The 18,141-nt window shown below is 65.1% G+C and carries 19 protein-coding genes; 4 read left to right on the top strand and 15 right to left on the bottom strand.

The features are described 5' to 3' along the window. The coding region (locus ACXJMY_RS20260; RefSeq protein ID WP_456621112.1) for a single-stranded-DNA-specific exonuclease RecJ at positions 1-1,289 on the bottom strand (1,289 nt) is incomplete at its 3' end. 288 nt (positions 1,290-1,577) lie between these two features. Between ACXJMY_RS20260 and ACXJMY_RS20265 the strand changes: the two genes are divergently transcribed. Then, on the top strand, positions 1,578-2,660 hold the full coding sequence (locus ACXJMY_RS20265) for a methyl-accepting chemotaxis protein (RefSeq protein WP_456621113.1): 1,083 nt from the start codon (positions 1,578-1,580) through the stop codon (positions 2,658-2,660). 178 nt (positions 2,661-2,838) lie between these two features. On the opposite strand, the gene ACXJMY_RS20270 is transcribed toward ACXJMY_RS20265, so the two are convergent. Together ACXJMY_RS20270 and ACXJMY_RS20275 are read right to left on the bottom strand one after the other, a co-directional pair. After that, the gene (locus ACXJMY_RS20270) at positions 2,839-3,597 is read right to left on the bottom strand and encodes a sulfite exporter TauE/SafE family protein (RefSeq protein WP_456621114.1); all 759 of its coding nucleotides are present in this window, start codon (positions 3,595-3,597) and stop codon (positions 2,839-2,841) included. Positions 3,598-3,670: 73 nt separating this feature from the next. Beyond that, positions 3,671-3,844 (bottom strand): hypothetical protein, encoded by a 174-nt coding sequence (locus ACXJMY_RS20275; protein ID WP_456621115.1) that lies wholly within the window; start codon positions 3,842-3,844, stop codon positions 3,671-3,673. Positions 3,845-4,208: 364 nt separating this feature from the next. Here ACXJMY_RS20275 and ACXJMY_RS20280 point away from each other — a divergent pair, with 364 nt between their 5' ends. Further along, entirely contained in the window at positions 4,209-4,952 is a 744-nt protein-coding gene (locus tag ACXJMY_RS20280; RefSeq protein WP_456621116.1) for an SDR family oxidoreductase, read from the top strand. Positions 4,953-4,966: 14 nt separating this feature from the next. Beyond that, positions 4,967-5,383 (top strand): cupin domain-containing protein, encoded by a 417-nt coding sequence (locus ACXJMY_RS20285; RefSeq protein WP_456621117.1) that lies wholly within the window; start codon positions 4,967-4,969, stop codon positions 5,381-5,383. A gap of 10 nt (positions 5,384-5,393) precedes the next feature. Here ACXJMY_RS20285 and ACXJMY_RS20290 read toward each other — a convergent pair whose 3' ends face one another. From ACXJMY_RS20290 to ACXJMY_RS20315, 6 genes are read right to left on the bottom strand one after another with little or no spacing between them, the layout of a single operon-like run. Continuing rightward, positions 5,394-6,398 (bottom strand): 4-hydroxythreonine-4-phosphate dehydrogenase PdxA, encoded by a 1,005-nt coding sequence (locus tag ACXJMY_RS20290; protein ID WP_456621118.1) that lies wholly within the window; start codon positions 6,396-6,398, stop codon positions 5,394-5,396. Beyond that, a complete protein-coding gene (locus ACXJMY_RS20295) occupies positions 6,395-7,939 on the bottom strand; it encodes a tripartite tricarboxylate transporter permease (protein ID WP_456621119.1) in 1,545 nt (514 codons plus the stop codon). Before ACXJMY_RS20295 ends, ACXJMY_RS20290 begins: the two co-directional genes overlap by 4 nt. Before the next feature lie 12 nt (positions 7,940-7,951). After that, on the bottom strand, positions 7,952-8,434 hold the full coding sequence (locus ACXJMY_RS20300) for a tripartite tricarboxylate transporter TctB family protein (protein ID WP_456621120.1): 483 nt from the start codon (positions 8,432-8,434) through the stop codon (positions 7,952-7,954). 55 nt (positions 8,435-8,489) lie between these two features. After that, positions 8,490-9,482, bottom strand: coding sequence for a Bug family tripartite tricarboxylate transporter substrate binding protein (locus ACXJMY_RS20305; RefSeq protein ID WP_456621121.1), 993 nt, complete (start codon positions 9,480-9,482; stop codon positions 8,490-8,492). A gap of 52 nt (positions 9,483-9,534) precedes the next feature. Continuing rightward, positions 9,535-10,794, bottom strand: a complete 1,260-nt coding sequence (locus ACXJMY_RS20310; RefSeq protein ID WP_456621122.1) for a CaiB/BaiF CoA transferase family protein — start codon at positions 10,792-10,794, stop codon at positions 9,535-9,537. 9 nt (positions 10,795-10,803) lie between these two features. Beyond that, positions 10,804-11,601, bottom strand: coding sequence for an enoyl-CoA hydratase/isomerase family protein (locus tag ACXJMY_RS20315; protein ID WP_456621123.1), 798 nt, complete (start codon positions 11,599-11,601; stop codon positions 10,804-10,806). Between the two features lie 116 nt (positions 11,602-11,717). On the opposite strand from ACXJMY_RS20315, the gene ACXJMY_RS20320 reads away from it, so the two are divergent. Continuing rightward, complete coding sequence (locus ACXJMY_RS20320) at positions 11,718-12,383, top strand: GntR family transcriptional regulator (protein ID WP_456621124.1); 666 nt, start codon at positions 11,718-11,720, stop codon at positions 12,381-12,383. 42 nt (positions 12,384-12,425) lie between these two features. Here ACXJMY_RS20320 and ACXJMY_RS20325 read toward each other — a convergent pair whose 3' ends face one another. The 6 genes from ACXJMY_RS20325 to ACXJMY_RS20350 form a co-directional block, all read right to left on the bottom strand. Continuing rightward, positions 12,426-12,980 carry a hypothetical protein gene (locus tag ACXJMY_RS20325; RefSeq protein ID WP_456621125.1) on the bottom strand — a complete coding sequence of 185 codons (555 nt, stop codon included), beginning with the start codon at positions 12,978-12,980 and terminating at the stop codon, positions 12,426-12,428. A 30-nt stretch (positions 12,981-13,010) separates the two neighbouring features. Then, positions 13,011-13,730 (bottom strand): haloacid dehalogenase type II, encoded by a 720-nt coding sequence (locus ACXJMY_RS20330; RefSeq protein ID WP_456621126.1) that lies wholly within the window; start codon positions 13,728-13,730, stop codon positions 13,011-13,013. 138 nt (positions 13,731-13,868) lie between these two features. Then, positions 13,869-14,870, bottom strand: a complete 1,002-nt coding sequence (gene glpX, locus ACXJMY_RS20335) for a class II fructose-bisphosphatase (RefSeq protein WP_456621127.1) — start codon at positions 14,868-14,870, stop codon at positions 13,869-13,871. A 144-nt stretch (positions 14,871-15,014) separates the two neighbouring features. Then, on the bottom strand, positions 15,015-16,331 hold the full coding sequence (locus tag ACXJMY_RS20340) for a homoserine dehydrogenase (protein WP_456621128.1): 1,317 nt from the start codon (positions 16,329-16,331) through the stop codon (positions 15,015-15,017). A gap of 29 nt (positions 16,332-16,360) precedes the next feature. Continuing rightward, positions 16,361-17,581 (bottom strand): LL-diaminopimelate aminotransferase, encoded by a 1,221-nt coding sequence (locus ACXJMY_RS20345; protein WP_456621129.1) that lies wholly within the window; start codon positions 17,579-17,581, stop codon positions 16,361-16,363. Between the two features lie 252 nt (positions 17,582-17,833). After that, entirely contained in the window at positions 17,834-18,109 is a 276-nt protein-coding gene (locus tag ACXJMY_RS20350) for a hypothetical protein (RefSeq protein ID WP_456621130.1), read from the bottom strand. Between the last annotated feature and the right edge of the window lie 32 nt (positions 18,110-18,141).

The raw sequence follows: 18,141 nt of genomic DNA on the forward strand, positions 1-18,141 counted from the left end.
GCAATCGAGCGGCCCGAGCCAGTGCCGATGCCGCCGGGCTCCAGCGCAATGGCAAAAGCGGGGCGCGAAAATTTCTCCTTCAACCGGGAGGCGACGAGCCCGACCACGCCGGGATGCCAGCCTTCGGAGGCCGTGACGATGACGCCAAGCTTGTCCTCGAGCCCGATCGAGGCGAGCGCCTCGGCTTCGGCTTGCGCCTCCGCCGCCTGCTCGATGACGCGGCGCTCGCTGTTGAGCCGGTCGAGCTCGGCGGCGATCCGCGCGGCCTCGACGCTGTCGCCCTCGAGCAGGAGCCGCACGCCGAGATCGGCGCGGCCGATGCGGCCGCCGGCATTGATGCGCGGCCCCAGCATGAAGCCGAGATGCCAGGCCTCCGGCGGCCCGTTGAGGCGCGCCACATCCATCAGCGCGGTGTGACCGACATGGTCGCGCCGCCGCATCGCGATCAGGCCCTTGGCGACGAAGGCGCGGTTCAGCCCGATCAGCGGCGCCACGTCGGCGACCGTGCCGAGGGCGACGTGATGCAGCATGCCGAGCAGGTCGGGCTCGGGCATCTCGGATGTCCAGAAGCCGCGCTGGCGCAGCTCGCGGTTGACCGCGACCAGCGTCACCAGCACCAGCCCCACGGCGGCGAGATGGCCAAGGCCAGAGAGATCGTCGAGCCGGTTCGGATTGACCAGTGCGTCGACCACCGGCAGTTCCGTGCCGGCCTGGTGATGATCGATCACGACCACGGACATGCCGAGGCGCTTGGCTTCGGCGAGCGGCTCGATGCTGGTGGTGCCGCAATCGACGGTGACGAGCAGCGTGGCGCCCTTTGCCGCGAGTCCGCGAACGGCTTCGACGTTCGGGCCATAGCCCTCAAAGATGCGATCAGGGATGTGGATCAGCGGATCGAGCCCGCAATGGCGCAGATGCCAGGCGAGCAGCGCCGCCGAGGTGGCGCCGTCGACGTCGTAGTCGCCGAAGATCGCGACCTTTTCGCCCCGCACTGCCGCGTCTGCAATCCGCTTCGCCGCGGCCTCCATCTCGGTGACCGTGAACGGGTCCGGCAGGAGCTTGCGGATGGTCGGATCGAGGAAGTCGGCGACCGCATCGGCGTCGACGCCGCGGCCCGCCAGCACCCGCGCCAGCAGCTCAGGCAATTGGTGGCGCTGCACGATAGCCAGCGCCTTGGCCGCCCCCCGCGCGTCCAGCCGGTCCCGCCAGAGCTTGTCGGTGAACGAGCGCGCTACACCCAGGAAGGCCTGGGGCGCTTCGACGGGCAAGGTGGTGGCCGGCGGCGTCATGATTCGAGGGACTGACTGTTGGGAACTCGAGGACCGGACCTCACGCAGGCGTCCGGCCGCTCACTTAAGGGGATTGGCCGGGAATCCCTCGGGATTTGCAACGGCAACCGGGCACAAAGCGGTGGATGGCCGCTGTACAGGCCGGATTGACTACCATTTAGGCATTCCGCCAAACAGCAAATTAAGCAGGCGTTAGGCGGAATCCTCGAAAAAGACTCGTATTCGATCTGTAATTTGTTGTTCCGGGTTCTTTGCAGATCAGGCCTCATTGCCAAGGGAAGTCCCCCGATGTCTGCTGCGCTGGGTCTGAAAGCCAAGCCGATTGCGAACGGAACCACCGAACCCGACGATGATTCCGACATCTCCGCGCTGATCAACCGGTTGACCGCGGAGGTCAACCAGATCGCGGTCGACAAGACCAAGTCGATCCAGCAGATCACCAACCAGATGAAGATGCTGGCGCTGAACGCGCTGATCGAGAGCTCGCGCGCCGGTGCGCAGGGCGCGGGCTTCGCCGTGGTGGCGCAGGAGGTGCGTGGCGTCGGCCAGCAGGTCGAGACCATCGCCCGCGAACTCGAGACCCAACTGACAAAACGCACCGGCGACCTCGTCGCCTCGATCGAGCGCATGAGCCAGCGCTCGCGCGGCGAGCGCATGGTCGATCTGTCCCTGAATGCCATCGAGCTGATCGACCGCAACCTCTATGAGCGCACCTGCGACGTGCGCTGGTGGGCGACCGACTCCGCCGTGGTCGATTGCGCGGCTTCCCCGAGCGCTGCGGCCGTCTCCCATGCGTCGGAGCGCCTGGGCGTGATCCTCGGCGCCTACACCGTCTATCTCGATCTCTGGCTCTGCGACCTCGACGGCAACGTCATCGCCAACGGCCGCGCCGACCGCTTTCGCGCCGTCGGCCAGAACGTCGCCCACACCAAATGGTTTCGTGAGGCCCGGACCTTGCGCTCCGGCGACGACTATGTCGCCGGCGACGTCGAGAACCAGCCATTGCTCGGCAACGCGCAGGTGGCGACGTATTGCGCCAGCGTGCGCGCCGGCGGCCAGGCCAACGGCGCGCCGATCGGCGTTCTCGCCATCCATTTCGACTGGGAGGCGCAGGCGCGCGCCATCGTGCAAGGGGTCCGCGTCGGCGACAGCGACAAGGCCCGCGTGCTGCTGGTCGATTCCAATTTTCGCGTGATCGCGGCCTCCGACGGCCAGGGTATCCTCAGCGAGCGGATACAGCTGTCACTGAACGGCCAGCGCTCCGGCTTCTACCAGGACCGCACAGGCACGCTGGTCGCCTTCCACGCCACGCCTGGCTATGAGACCTATCGCGGCCTCGGCTGGTACGGCGTGATCATCTGCGGGGCGTGAAGGCCGGAGCCGACTGCCTCGATCAAAAACCGAGAAAACAACCCCATGCACAGTAGCCCAAGTGTTGTTTTCCTTGGTGTTTTGCGCTCGTCAAAACACCGGCATGATGACATCATCGCGTGATCTGTGAGCGGGCTGTCGAACGATGGTCGCGCCGTGATGGGGAGCGACTTGCAGCCTATCCGAGATAACCAGACACTCCGTCCCACATCAGCTTCAACGCCGTCACGACCAGCAGTCCGTAGCACGCCCGGTAGATCTGCCGCTGGTCCAGCTTTCCGTGCAGCTGCCAGCCGAGCCAAACGCCGCTGGGAATGGCAAAGAGGCACGCCGCCATCACGATCCAGACGTTGCCCGCCGGCCGCACGAGCAACAGCCACGGTACCACCTTGACCGCGTTGCCGACCGTGAAGAACAGGCTCGTCGTTCCCGCGTAGACCTCCTTGCTGAGGCCAAGCGGCAGGAGGTACATCGCCAGCGGCGGTCCGCCGGAATGCGCGACCATGGTCGTGACACCCGAGGCAAGACCGGCAGCAACCGCCTTCGGCGAGGAGCGCGGACGAATGACCACCTTCGGATCACTCACGAGCCATATGCCAACGAAGATCAACGTCACGACCGCCATCACGATCGCGACGGCGCGATGGTCCAATACACGGAACAAGAGATAGCCGAGGGCAATGCCGATCACGAGCCCGGGCAACAGCAGCACCAGGTCCGGCTTCGACCATGTCGAAGGCTTCCAGTAGCGCAGCGCGAACAGGTCCATGGCGATGAAGAGCGGTGCGAGCAGGCCACCCGCCGTGACCGGATCCATCACGAACGACAGCAACGGAATGCCGACGATGGAGAAGCCGCCGCCGAATGCGCCCTTCAAGAAGCAGATCAGGAAGACGCCGGAAAAGGCGATGATCACTGTGGCGACCGTCAAATCCATCTGCGCATCTCCATGACCGTCACGCTCGCGCCTCAGCTCGCGTCGCGCCGAAATATCGCGGGCGAGACTCGGCTCAAGTCGCCGTGACGTCGTCATCGGTTGCTGTTGGGCCGACGTCGGTTGACATCGCTTGCGACGTCCGAGGCGGCGCGGCCTTCCGCTGGAAAAAGAGGCCGGGCAGCACTGAAGGCAGGCCAAAGGTCATTCCTAGGAATGCCAGAAACACATCAAGATAATTCATGCTCATTCTCATTCTCCGCCTTGTCGGGCGCGACCACATCTCGGTGCATTTTGGTCGATGCACGCAATATGAACCGGTGCAATTACCAGTACAATAAGAACATTGATCTCGGTGCAATTTCGTCGCCTCCAAATGGGCTGAGCAGATGCAGCCGACTTTTGCGGTGGGCTTGGATCCGACTGCGGCAGGCGCGGCGCCCAACCCGCTGCAACGAGTTTTCTGAAGCATTTTCCGGCAAGGCAGGCCGGTTACAGGCAAGAGCTCGCCGCATTGCTCGGGTAAGCTGCGCTTCGCATCACGTTGGGCGACGTGACGTGATCGGCTCACGGATCGGGATCACTCACGCTCGTCGCATGCGAGGAGACGCGCCATGAAGATCGTCGTGATTGGTGGGACGGGATTGATCGGATCCAAGCTCGTCGCGAAGCTCAAGCAGCAGGGGCACGAGGCGGTGGCAGCCTCGCCGAAATCAGGCGTGAACGCCGTGACCGGGGAAGGCCTCGCAGCAGTGCTGGCGGGCGCGGATGTCGTCGTCGATGTTGCCAACGCGCCGTCCTGGGAGCCCGCCGCCGTGCTCGATTTCTTCCAGCGTTCGAGCAAGAATCTCGCTGCGGCAGAGGCCTCGGCAGCCGTGAAGCATCACGTGGCGCTGTCGATCGTCGGGACCGAACGGTCGCCCGACAATTCCTATTTTCGTGCCAAGCTCGCCCAGGAGACCATCATCAAATCCTCGCCGATCCCCTACTCGATCGTGCGCGCCACCCAGTTCTTCGAATTCCTCGGCGCCATTGCCGAGACGGGTGCGATCGAAGGAAAGATCGTCGTCCCATCGGCACTGTTTCAGCCGATCGCGGCTGAAGACGTCGCCGATCGCCTCGCCGAGGTCGCCATGGGCCGGCCGCTCAACGGCACGATCGATATCGCGGGACCCGAGAAGGCCCCCTTCAATGAATTCATCGCACGCCGCCTCAAGGCGTCCGGCGACGCCCGGCCGGTGGTGGGAGACCCAACGGCGCCGTATTACGGCGCCCCCATTGACGACACATCGCTGAACCCGCTCGGCGAGGCGCGGCTCGGAAAGATCCCGCTCGCAACCTGGCTCGCGAACCTCTGAGGAGGAAAGTCCCCATGCGCGGATTGCTGATCGCAGCGGCGGTTTATGCCGCATCTTTCCTGAGTGCCCATGCAGCAGAATCGGCGGCGCCTTCGGCGAAGGTGACTGTCGTGTTTGACCAGGCACTGCCAAATGTCCCGGGCAAGAGCATGAAGGGCGTGCTGGTCGAGTATGGTCCCGGCGGCTCCTCACCGGCCCACATGCACCCGCCCTCCGCCTTCATCTATGCCACGGTCCTGGAAGGCGCGATCCGTAGTCAGGTCAATGACGGCCCCGCCAAGGTCTTTCACAAGGGAGAGAACTTTTCCGAGAGGCCCGGCGACCGCCACGCCGTCAGCGCCAATGCCAGCGAGACCGAGCCCGCGAAGCTGCTTGCCGTGTTCGTGGTGGATACGGCCGACAAGGAGCTGACGACGCCGATCGCGAAATAGCGTCGCCTCGTCACGCAGCACGACGCCCGGCCATCTCCGCCGCGAGCAGCACCGCGGCGCGGCTCGCGCCGATCGACGCGATGCCTTGCCCTGCGATGTCATAGGCGGTGCCGTGCGCCGGCGTGCAGATCGGAAACGGAAAGCCGCCGAGCAAGGTGACGCCACGGTCGAAGCCCATCAGCTTCATCGCGATCTGGCCCTGGTCGTGATACATCGTCAGTACCGCATCGAAGGCGCCGCCCTTGGCGCGCAGAAACACGGTGTCGGCCGGGAACGGTCCCTCGGCGGCGATGCCATCGCGCTGCCCGGCGGCGACTGCGGGCGCGATGACGTCGATCTCCTCGCGGCCGAAATTGCCGCCGTCGCCGGCATGTGGATTGAGACCCRCGACCGCGATGCGCGGTCGYGCGAAGCCGGCATTGCGCATGCAGGAGTCGGTCAACTTGAGCGCGCGATGGATGCGTTCGCCCGACAATCGCGCGGCGACGTCCTTGAGCGGAATGTGGGAGGTGACCCGTGCGTTCCAGAGCTGCCCCAGAACGTTGAATTCGCTCGCCGCCGTCTTGAGGCCGGCCACTTCGGCTGAAAATGCGATCTCATCGTCATATTCGGCGCGGGCGAGCCGCATCGCCTGCTTGTTGAAGGGGGTGAAGCAGACCGCATCGACGCGGCCGTCGCGGGCGAGTTCGAGCGCATGCTTGTAGTTGGCAAGCGCGAACCTGCCGCCGGAAAGGGTCGCAGTCTTCGGTTCGACCTCTTTGGGATCGAGATGGCCGAGATCGACGAACAGCACATCGCCCTCCGTCCCGCGAAAGTCGGCTCCCTCCTCCACTGTCTTCAGCTCCGGCTTGATGCCGGCTATGCGCGCCCCCTCGTCGAAGATGCGGCGGTCGCCGATCACGACGAGCCGGCCGCGGGCGCGGACGTCGTCCTGCGCCGCGAGCCTTGCCGTCAGCTCCGGACTGATGCCGGCGGGATCTCCCATCGCAAGTGCAATGAGCGGCCTTAAGGTCATATGATCACCTTTTCTTCCTGGCTTGAGGTCTCGTCACCGGTCGCGACGGGCTTGGGTAGCAACCAGCGCGCAAGCTGCAACGCAAGCGGCAGCAGCAGCAGCGCTATGCCGGCCAGCACGAGACAGGTCACGAGACGGTTCGCGAAGAAGATTCCGAGCGATCCCTTGGACATCAGCATCGATTGCCGGAACGCATCCTCAGCCTTGTCGCCGATGACGATCGCCAGCACCAGCGGAGCCAACGGATAGAACAGCTTCTTGAAGAGATAGCCGACGATGCCGAAGCCCATCATCATGATGACGTCGAGATAGGAATTCGACACCGAATAGGCGCCGACGACGCAGATGATCACGATCAACGGCGCGATGACGACGAAGGGAATCCGCATCAGGGCGGCAAACACCGGAACCGTCAGCAGCACCAACGCCACGGCGACGATGTTGCCGACATACATCGAGGCGATCAGCCCCCAGACGAAATCCTTCTGGTCGACGAACAGCATCGGTCCGGGATTGAGTCCCCAGATCATCAGGCCGCCCATCATGACCGCCGCGGTGGCCGAGCCGGGAATGCCGAGCGAGAGCATCGGCAGCAGCGCGCTGGTGCCGGCGGCATGATCGGCCGTCTCCGGCGAGATGATCCCCTCCACCTCGCCCGTCCCGAAGTAGCGGCCACGCCGCGAGAAGCGCCTGGCGATGCCGTAGCTCATGAAGGATGCAGCCGTCGGGCCGCCCGGCGTGATCCCCATCCAGCATCCGATCGCCGCGCTGCGCAGCAATGCAACGCTATGGCGCGGCAGACGGGCGACCGCGCGAAACACCTCGCGCCAATCGATCTTCGATGAGACGGCGCGGGCGTGAAACTCCTCCTCGACCGCGACCAGAAGCTCGCCGATGCCGAACAGGCCCATCACCGCGACGACGAAGTTCACGCCCTTGACCAGCTCGTCGATCCCCATGGTGAGGCGGACGCTTCCCGAGACCGTGTCGATGCCGATGGCGGCGATCGCAAAGCCGATCGCGAGCGCCACGACCGTCTTGATCGGCGCCGCGCCGCCCATGCCGACGAAGCTTGCGAAGGCCAGGAAATAGACCGCAAAATATTCCGGGGGGCCGAAAGCGAGCGCGACCTCGGCCACCCATGAGGCGAGAAAGGTGATCAGGATAACGCCGACCAGCGCGCCGAACGCCGCCGAGCCGAAGGCGGTGGCGAGCGCCGTCGTCGGCCGCCCGTCGCGTGCCATCGGATAACCGTCGAAGGTGGTCGCGACGGACGACGGCTCGCCGGGGATGTTGAACAGGATCGACGTCACCGAGCCGCCGAACAGCGCGCCCCAATACATGCTGGAGAGCAGGATGATGGCTGAGACCGGCTGCATGCCGAAGGTCAGCGGCAACAGCAGCGACACACCGTTCGGTGCACCCAGCCCCGGCAGTACGCCAACGAGAATGCCGAGCAGCACGCCGACCACCATCAGCGCCAGATGCGGCACCGTGACCGCGATGCTGAAGCCGTGCAGGAGCTCCTGGAGATTATCCATCGCGGCCTTCCATCAGAGTCCGAACGCGGCGGCGAGCGCCCCGTGCGGCAAGGACACCTGGAACATCCGCTCGAACACGACGTAGAGCGCCAGCGCCGTCGCTCCCGCCATGGCGAGCGCGCGCGGCACGGATTGGTGTCTGGGGATCGCCAGCACCGCAAAGACATACAGCGCCGACGCGGCGTACATCCCGGCGAGCGGGATCGCGGCAACAAAAATCGCGGCCGGCACGAACAAGCCGGCAAGCCGGCGCAGCTCCGTCGGCGTGATGGCGATAGGGACGCTTGCAAGCGTCGCGCCCGGCAGGGCACCGCGCGCCAGATTATACAGGCTGCCGAGGACGAGGATGACACCGGTCAGGAACGGGAATGTGCCCGACTCCACGCCCGCACTCGACCAGCCGATGCCGTTGTCGAGGCTGGAGACGACGACCGTGACACCGAAGCTGCCGGTGAGAGCGGCGGTCGCCAGTTCGAGAGCGCGGCGCGATATCATCGGAAGCTCCAGCTCGGCACGAGATAACAGGACGTCATTGCCCGGTGGCGCCGGCTCACTTGATGAGCCAGCCCTGCTCGCCCGCGACCTGCTTGAGGTGCTCAAGATCCTCCTTGATGAACTTGTCGAAGTCAGCTCCGGTCAGGAACGTGTCGACCTGGGACGTCTTCTCGATGTAGTCCTTCCATTCCGGCGTCGCCTGTACCTTCTTCATGAGATCGACATAGTACGCGGCCTGCTCCGGCGTGACCTTGCCCGGCAGCCAGACCGTGCGCGGCTGCTCATATTGCTTGATGTCGAGGCCCTGCTCGGCGCAGGTCGGAACATCACCCCAGCCTTCGGTCGCGGTGACCTTGGCGCCCTGCGGCAATCGCTTCGGGCTGAACACACAAAGGGGGCGCTGCGTACCGCCGCGCCATTGCCCAAGGCTCTCGCTGGGATTGTTGACGTGGGAGTCGAGGTGTCCGCCAGCGAGCTGCACCGCGGTCTCGGCGCCGCTCTTGAAAGGGATGTAGGTCATCTTGACGTGACCGGCCTTCTCGATCATGCGGGTCAGCACCTCATCGGTGTCCTTGGACTGGGCGCCGCCCATCTTGAACTCACCAGCGGCGGCAGCTTTCAGATAATCGCCCGCCGTCTTGTAGGGCGCGTCCTGCTTGACCCAGAGCAGGAACTCGTCCTGCGCCATCGCCGCGACCGGCGTGAGATCGGTGTAGTTGAAGGCCACCTTCGACACGAGCGGCTGCTGCCAGGCGTTCGACGTGCCGAAGATCACCTTGTAGGGATCGCCGGCGGAGGCCTTGCCGTAGACATAGCCCTCCGCGCCGCTGCCTCCGCCCTTGTTGACGACGACGATCGGCTGCTCCGTCAGCTTGTACTTGGTGATGATGTTCTGGACCGCGCGGGCCAGATTGTCGGTGCCGCCGCCCGGCCCTGCAGTCGCCACGAACTCGATCGGTTTCTGCGGCTGCCAGGCCGCGCTGGCGGAAATCGTGCAGGCGAGCACGCTGGCGGCTGCGGACAGCAAAAATGTCGACGTCTTGCGCATGTTTTTCCTCCACCCAAATTTTTTTGTCTTGTTTCTTGGTCGCGACGTCAGATCAGGCGATACGTTCCTCCTGCCTGATCGACGCCGAGACGATCGCGCCTTCTTTTTCGAGCGCTTCGATCTGTTGCTGGTCGAACCCGTATTCCGCCAGCACCTCCCGTGTATGTTCACCATAGACCGGTGCGCCGGAACGTACCTTGCCGGGCGTCTCCGAGAATTTGACCGGAAGTCCGATCGTCTTCACCGGACCGAGCGTCGAATGCTCGACCTCGACCACCATCTCGCGCGCAAGCGTCTGCGGATCGCTCAGGGCTTCCAGCATGTCGTGCACGGGACCACAGGGCACGCCCTTATCCTCAAGCGCCGCCAGCCAATGCGACCGCGGCCTGGTGCGGAAGCGCTCGCTGAGAACGGCTTCGAGCTCCTTCAGATGCGCCATTCGGTCGGCCCCGGTGACGAAGCGCGGGTCGGAGGCGAGCTCGGTCGCGCCGAGCGCCTCCAGCATCAACAGCCAGTGCTTCTTGTTGGCACCGCCGACCACGAGCCAACCGTCGGAGGCTTCAAAGGCCTGATACGGCGCGTTGAGCGGATGCGCCGAGCCCATCGCGCGTGGCGCCGTCCCCGCGGCCAGCGCAATGGTCGATTGCCAATAGGTCTGCACCAGCGCGGCTTCATAGAGCGACGTCTCGACCCACTGCCCCTCACCCGTCTTGAGACGATGCGCATAGGCGGCAAGAATTCCCATGCTCGCGAGCAGGCCGGCGGTGATGTCCGACAGCGGCGGCCCGCACTTCACGGGCGGGCCGTCCGGACGTTCACCGGTGAAGCTCATGATCCCGCTCATCGCCTGCGCGACCAGATCGAATCCCCTGCGGTGCCTGTAGGGGCCGGTGCGGCCGAAGCCCGACAGCGAACAATAGATCAGCGCCGGATACTCCTCGTGCAGCTCCTCATAGCCGAAGCCCAGCCGCTCCATGGCGCCGGGCGCGAAATTCTCGACCAGCACATCGGCGCTCGCGATCAGTCGGCGCAGGACGCACTTGCCGCCGTCGGTTTTCAGATCCAGCACGACGCCGCGCTTGTTGCGGTTCATCATCAGGAACGAGGCCGCCTCGTCGCCGATCTTCGGCGGCACCGAATGGCGGGTGTCATCGCCATTGGGCGATTTTTCGATCTTGATGACGTCGGCGCCCATGTCGGCGAGCATCAAGGTACAGGTCGGCCCTGCCATGACATGGGTGAGATCGACGACCTTGAGGCCGGCCAGCGGCCCCGGGCGGACGGAGGTGGATTGCGATTGACCCTTTTGCATCGGCCCGTCCTATTGGCCGCGCCATTGCGGCGGGCGCTTGTTGAGAAATGCGTCGAGGCCCTCGCGAAAATCCTGGCTGGTGTAGCACATCAGGATCAGGTCCTCGCCCTCGTCCCGCGTCAGCCGCTTTTGCAGGCGGGCCACCGCCTGCTTGGTCGCGTTAAGCGTCAGCGGCGCATGACCGGCGAGAAGCCGGGCGACTTCGTCGGCGCGCTTGTCGAGTGCCGTGATATCCTCGACGACTTCGCCGAGCAGTCCGACGCTTGCCGCCTCCGCGGCTTCGATGAGCCGCGCGGTGAAGATCAGATCCTTGACCCGGGCAGCACCGATCAGCGCGGTAAGACGGCTGACATTGGACATCGACAGGCAATTGCCGAGCGTCCTTGCGATGGGGAATCCAATCTTGGTGCTGGCTGTGCCGATGCGCAGATCGCAGGCCGCGGCGATGCCGGCGCCTCCGCCGGTGCAGAAGCCGTTGATCGCCGCGATCGTCGGCACCCGGCATTGCTCGAGGGTGGAGAGAACGCGGTCGATCCGGTTCTCGTAGTCGAGCGCGTCCTGCGGTGTCTCGAATTCGCGGAACTGGTTGATGTCGGTTCCCGAGGCGAAGGCCTTGTCGCCGGCACCGCGGAGCACCAGCACCTTGATCGACGGATCCTGGTTGGCCTCTTCGCAGATCGCGGCGAGCCGCTCGTACATGGCGAAGGTGAAGGCATTGCGGGCCTGCGGGCGGTTGAAAATGATCCGCCCGATGCTGCCATTGCGTTCAAAGATGAGGTCTTCCGCCGCCGCGACCTGCTGGTCCATCTCCCGAGCCTCCTCTGTTTTTTGTAGTTTTGAATGCAAAATATGATATTTTCAAGCCTGAACTTAACGATTGGCGACAGTATTCCCCTTTTTGCATGCAAATTAGGTCTCATCCCATGCTTCATGAGGAAGTCGTCGGCCGCATCCGCGCCATTCTGCTCGAGGGCGAAATCCCGCCAGGCGCGCGGATTCCCGAGCGCGAGCTGTGCGACCGGCTCCAGATCTCGCGCACACCGCTGCGCGAGGCGCTCAAGGTGCTGGCCGCCGAGGGCCTCGTGCAGTTGCTGCCGCATCGCGGCTCGCGCGCCGCGAAGCTGACCGACAAGGACATGCGCGACCTGTTCGAAGTCTGCCAGGGCCTGGAAGCGCTCGCCGGCGAACTCGCTTGCGAGCGCATCACGGAGGTCGAGATCGACGTGATCACCGCCGCGCACGCGGTCATGGTGCAGCATTATCGCGAGGGCGACCTGATCCAATATTACCGCGGCAACCGCGCCATTCACGAGGCCATCGTCGACGCGGCCGGAAATCCCGCGCTTGCGGCGGTCTATGCGTCCGTGACCGCGCGCATCCGGCGCGCGCGCTACGTCACGCCGATGACGCCGCAGCGCTGGGCGCTGGCCGTGAAGGAGCACGAGGCGATCCTGAACGCGCTGCAGCGCCGCGACGGCGTCGGCCTGTCCCACATTCTGCGCGCGCATCTGCGGCACAAGCGCGAAGAGGTTTTACAGGCGGGATTTGCGGAGACGGAGGGGAGCGAGCCCGCGTTGCGGATTGCGTGACGGACAAGGACCCGCAGGTATCTCCTCAGGGACGGCCGCCTGTCATTTCCGTCCGCCAAGGAAGCGCTCGATCGGCCGCAGCGCATCGATATCCGGAATGCGCTCGCGGGCCTGGACGTCCGGGCACCCTGGATAAGGCAAACCCGCCAGCCACTGCATGATCGGCTCCGAGGCCTCGATCGGAAGCACGCACATGACCTCGATGTCGATCACGAGCTTCTTCACACGCCCATCGTCGCCGGAAGCAAAATGCCAGCCATAGTGTCCGCATCCGACGCGAACGGCGCCGCCCTGCCGCGTCGACATCCCGACCAGCCAATCGCAACGGAAATGCGGCAGGTGGCCTGCATCGGGACGCGAAAGGCAAAACGTGCGCACATTCTCGTACTGGTCGCCGAAGCCGGTGACCAGCACCTGGGTGACTTGCTCCAGCCCCTTTGCCGAACTCGGAAACGAGATGGCGTCGGTCTTGACGGCCATTTCGAGCTCGCAGTCCTCCACGAAGGCGAGCTTCATCAATTGAGGCCGGTTGCCATCCTTCGCCAGGATATAGGTGCTGATCGCATTGGCGGCATCGATGGCCGCGGCCTGGTTCATTCGGTCGCCCTCAACACGTTCAGGCCGCCTTTAGCACCCCAGTCTGTCGGCGATCCCGCCAAAGTCCTTGGCGACGATGTCCCAATTGCCGGTGGCCTCGAAATCCACCTTCTGCAACGGACCATACTCGGTCGGCCGCGCCACGAACGCGGTCTTCAGCCCGTTCTTCTGCGCGGCCGCAAGGTCGCCGTTGTGGGCGGCGACCATCATCACCTGCTCGGGCTTGAGGCCGAGCAGGCGCGCGGCGCCGAGATAGGTCTCGGGATCGGGCTTGTAGTGCTCGAACAATTCCGCCGACATGATGAGGTCCCAGGGGAGCCCAGAGAACTTCGCCATGTTGGTGAGCAGCGCGACGTTGCCGTTCGACAGCGGCGAGATCACGAATTTTGATTTCAGCCGGGTCAGGCCGGCGACGCTGTCGGGCCACGGATGCAGGCGATGCCAGCCCCTGGTGATGTAGTCGAGATCGGCCTCGGTCAGGCCCTTGATTGCAAACTTCTCGACCAGCTTCTCCAGCGAGCGGCGGTGCAGGTCGTCGAGGATGACGTAGCCGCGCTCGGGGTGTTTGCGCACATCGTCCATGGAGGCCATGTACATGCCGCGCCAGCCGTCGACCAAAGCGGTCCAGTCGGCGGTGACGCCGCGGTCCCTGCTCCACCACATCAGGTCGGTGATCAGGCTGGTGCGCCAGTCGACGACGGTGCCGAACACGTCGAAGACGAGGGCTTTGACGGCGGAGAGATCGGACATGGGCGCTTCCCCTGTTGTTCTTGTTGTCATTCCGGGGCGTCGGGACCGCGCCAGGCGCGGCCCGGACAACCCGGAATCCAGAAGTTGTGGCGCGAGATTCCGGGTTCTCGCTGCGCGAGCCCCGGAATGACAGACGTCTTAGTCCAGGTGGAACTTCGCCAGCTCGCGGTGCTCGGCCTTGATGTAGCGCACGGTGCCGGTGACGGAGCGCATCACCACGGTCTCGGTCTCGATCACGCCGTCCTTGCGGAATTTCACGCCCGAGAGCAGCGAGCCGGTGGTGACGCCGGTGGCGGCGAACAGGCAGTCGCCCTTGGCCATGTCCTCGATGCCGTAGATCATCTTGGGATCGTTGACGCCCATCTTGCCGGCGCGTTCGCGCTTCTCGTCGGAATCGAGGATCAGGCGGCACTGCATCTGGCCGCCGATGCAGCGCAGCGCCACCGCGGCGAGCACGCCTTCCGGCGCGCCGCCGGTGCCGAGATACATGTCGACGCCGGTGTTGTCGGGATCGGCGCAGTGGATCACGCCGGCGACGTCGCCGTCGGTGATGAGCCGCACCGCCGCACCCGTCGAGCGCACGCTCTCGATGATGCTGGCGTGGCGCGGACGGTCGAGCACGAGCACGGTGATGCCCTCCGGCGTGACGCCCTTGGCCTTGGCGAGACGGCGGACGTTGTCGGCCGGCGTGGCATCGAGCTCGACGACGCCCTTGGCGTAACCTGGGCCGATCGCGAGCTTCTGCATGTAGACGTCGGGCGCGTGCAGCAGCGTGCCGCCGTCGGCCATCGCCATGGTGGCAATCGAGCCCGGCATGTTCTTGGCGCACAGCGTGGTGCCTTCGAGCGGATCGACCGCGATGTCGACCTTCGGGCCGGCGTTCATGCCGACCTTCTCGCCGATGAAGAGCATCGGCGCCTCGTCGCGCTCGCCCTCGCCGATCACGATGGTGCCCTCGATCGGCAGCTTGTTGAGCTCGCGCCGCATCGCGTCCACCGCGGCCTGGTCGGCCGCCTTCTCATTGCCGTGCCCGCGCAGCCGCGCCGAAGACACCGCCGCCCGCTCCGTCACGCGCACGATCTCCAGCGTGAGAATGCGCTCAAGCAACGCATGCGGCGGGACTGAAATATGGGTCGACATCGGCTCACTCCTTCAAGACAGTTTTTGGACGGAAATCTCCGTCCGCATTAACTCGCAACGCCCACGGTTCGTTCGTTCAAACCGCCCTCATTGTTTGAGCATGACCTTTCCGGAAAACCGCTTCGCACGTTTCCGGGGCATGCTCTAGTTCTTCTCGATCCGGATCACCTGCGGCCGTCCGCTGATCACCTTGTCGCGCTGCACGGCGGCAAGCGCCCGGCGCACGGCGTCCTCATGCGTCGCATAGGTGATCAGGATGACCGGCACGGGCACCGCCTTGCCGTTTGCCGGCGCGGCGCCGCCATTGGGATGACGCTGCACGATCGATTCGATCGAAATCTTCTGTTCTGCAAGCCGGGTCGCGATCGCAGCCGCGGTGCCCGGGAAATCGCGCGCCAGAAGGCGGATGTAGTAGCCGCCCTCGTGCCGCTCCATCGGCGCCTTCTTGGTGTCGCGCAGTTGCGAGATCGGCCGGCCGAACGGATTGGCGCGGATACCGCGCGCAACGTCGGCGATGTCGGCAACGACGGCGGATGCGGTCGCAGCACCGCCGGCGCCCGGGCCGACCAGCGTGATCGGCGGAATGCCCTCGCCATCGATCGTGACCGCATTGGTGACACCCATCACCTGCGCGATCGAGGAGGATTTTGGAACCATGGTCGGGTGCACGCGCTGCTCGATGCCCTTGGCGGTACGAACCGCAACACCGAGCAGCTTGACGCGGTAACCGAGATCGGCAGCCGCGCGCAGATCCTCCGGCGCGATGGACGAGATACCTTCGACATACACCGCGCTTTGAGCAACTTTCGTGCCGAAAGCGAGGCTGGCGAGGATGGCGAGTTTTTGCGCGGTATCATGGCCGTCGACGTCGAAGGACGGATTGGCCTCGGCATAGCCGAGCCGCTGCGCATCCTTCAGGCATTCGGCGAACGACAGGCTCTCCTGCTCCATCCGGGTCAGGATGTAATTGCAGGTGCCGTTGAGGATGCCGTAGATGCGGTTGATGCCGGTTCCCGCAAGACCCTCGCGTAACGTTTTGATGACGGGGATCGCGGCGCCGACGGCTGCCTCGAAATTCAGCGCACCGCCGTGCTTTTCGGCGGCTTTTGCCAGCTTGAGCCCGTGCTTGGCGAGCAACGCCTTGTTGGCGGTGACGACGGACTTGCCGGCGTTGAGCGCGGCTTCGACCGCGGAGAGCGCGGGGTCGCCGGCGCCGCCCATCAGCTCGACGAAGCAGTCGATGCCGGGATGCGTGGCCAGCGCCATCGGATCCTTGGCCCATTCGACGCCACGCAGATCGACGCCGCGCTTCTTCGCCTTCGAGCGCGCGGTGACGGCGACGACGCGAATGCCGCGGCCGCTGCGGCCGGCGAGCACGCGGGCTTGCGTTTCAATCAGACGGACAACTTCGGCGCCCACGGTGCCGAGCCCCGCTATGCCCACTTTCAGGGGTGCGACCATGATGCTTTTCGAAAACCTGCCGAGGAGAATTAGCGCCGATTGGCGAGCGGAACGACGTTGTGCAACGTTTCGATGCCGCTTTCAAGGAAGCGGCGCACGCCGCGCGCGGCCTGCCTGATCCGTTGCTCGTTTTCCACCATGGCGATGCGGACATATCCTTCACCATGCTCGCCGAAGCCGACGCCGGGCGACACCACGACGCCGGATTTCTCCACCATCAGGGTTGCGAACTGCATGCTGCCGACGCTGCGGAACGCTTCCGGCAGCGGCGCCCAGGCGAACATCGAGGCGTCCGGCGGCGGAATCTCCCAGCCGGCGCGGCCGAACGATTCGACCAGCGCGTCGCGGCGCTTGCGATAGGTGTCGCGCATCTCCTTGATGCAATCGTCGGGCCCGTTCAGCGCGGCGGTCGCAGCGACCTGCACCGGCGTGAAGGCGCCGTAATCGAGATAGGATTTGACGCGGGCGAGCGCCGCGATCACGCGCTCGTTGCCGACCGCAAAGCCCATGCGCCAGCCGGCCATCGAATAGGTCTTCGACATCGAGGTGAACTCGACGGTGACGTCGATTGCGCCGGGCACCTGGAGCACCGAGGGCGGCGGGTTGTTCTCGTCGAAATAGACCTCGGCATAAGCGAGATCGGACAGGATCAGGATCTCGTGCTTCTTCGCGAACGCCACGAGGTCCGTGTAGAAGTCGAGGCTCGCGACATAGGCGGTCGGGTTCGAGGGGTAGCAGACCACCAGCGCCAGCGGCTTCGGGATCGAATGCACGATCGCCCGCTCCACCGCCTCGAAGAACTGCGGCGTCGGCTCCGACGGCACCGAGCGGATCACGCCGCCCGCCATCAAAAAGCCGAAGGCGTGAATCGGGTAACTAGGGTTCGGGCACAGGATGACGTCGCCGGGCGCGGTGATCGCCTGGGCCACGTTGGCAAAGCCCTCCTTGGAGCCGAGCGTCGCCACCACTTCGGTGTCCGGGTTGAGCTTCACGCCGAAGCGGCGGGCATAATAGCCGGCCTGGGCCCGGCGCAGTCCTGGGATGCCGCGCGAGGCCGAGTAGCGGTCGGTGCGCGGCTTGCCGAGGGTCTCCTTGAGCTTCTCCAGCACATGCGCCGGCGCCGGCAGGTCCGGATTGCCCATACCGAGGTCGATGATGTCAGCGCCGGCATTCCGCGCGGCTGCCTTGGCCCGGTTGACCTGCTCGAACACGTAAGGCGGAAGGCGGCGGATGCGGTAAAAATCTTCCATGGCTCTCTGGGCTCCGGGCAACCGGTCAGGACAGAATCGAAAGGGGTGTGACGGCCCCTTGAAAGGCCCCCGGCCCCTGCGCGAAAATAGCTCTACATCAAAGACTTAGAGCAATCTTCGGCGACAAGGGCTGAACTCCTTCGCCCCAACTCTCGGCTGATCTCGGTCTTTTTAGCACGGAGTGGCGGGGGCGCCAGCGATTACCTTGCACCGCCCCAATCGGTCTCGGCCTCTTGGTCTTGGCCTGGCGTGCTATTTGGCATCCTTGGCGGCAACGGCCTGGCGGTCGCGCGCGGCAGCAAGTTCGGCCTCGATCTTGGCACGCTGATCCGGCGGGATGATCGCTTGATCACGGTCCGGCGGCAGGTCGTGCACCGGCAGATAGCTGCCGGGCTCCCTGGGATGCGCCTGCGCATCGGTGGGCGTGAGGTCCGCGAGCTGACTCGAGCAGCCGCTCAGCGCCGACGCCGCGATCAGCAGCGCGCAGCAGGCAAGCCGCGTCTTTTGCAGGTCCCTCAACGCCAACACTTGGGAAATCCCCTACTCGTCCCAACGCCAGG

The sequence above is a fragment of the Bradyrhizobium sp. P5_C12 genome, assembly GCF_054049735.1.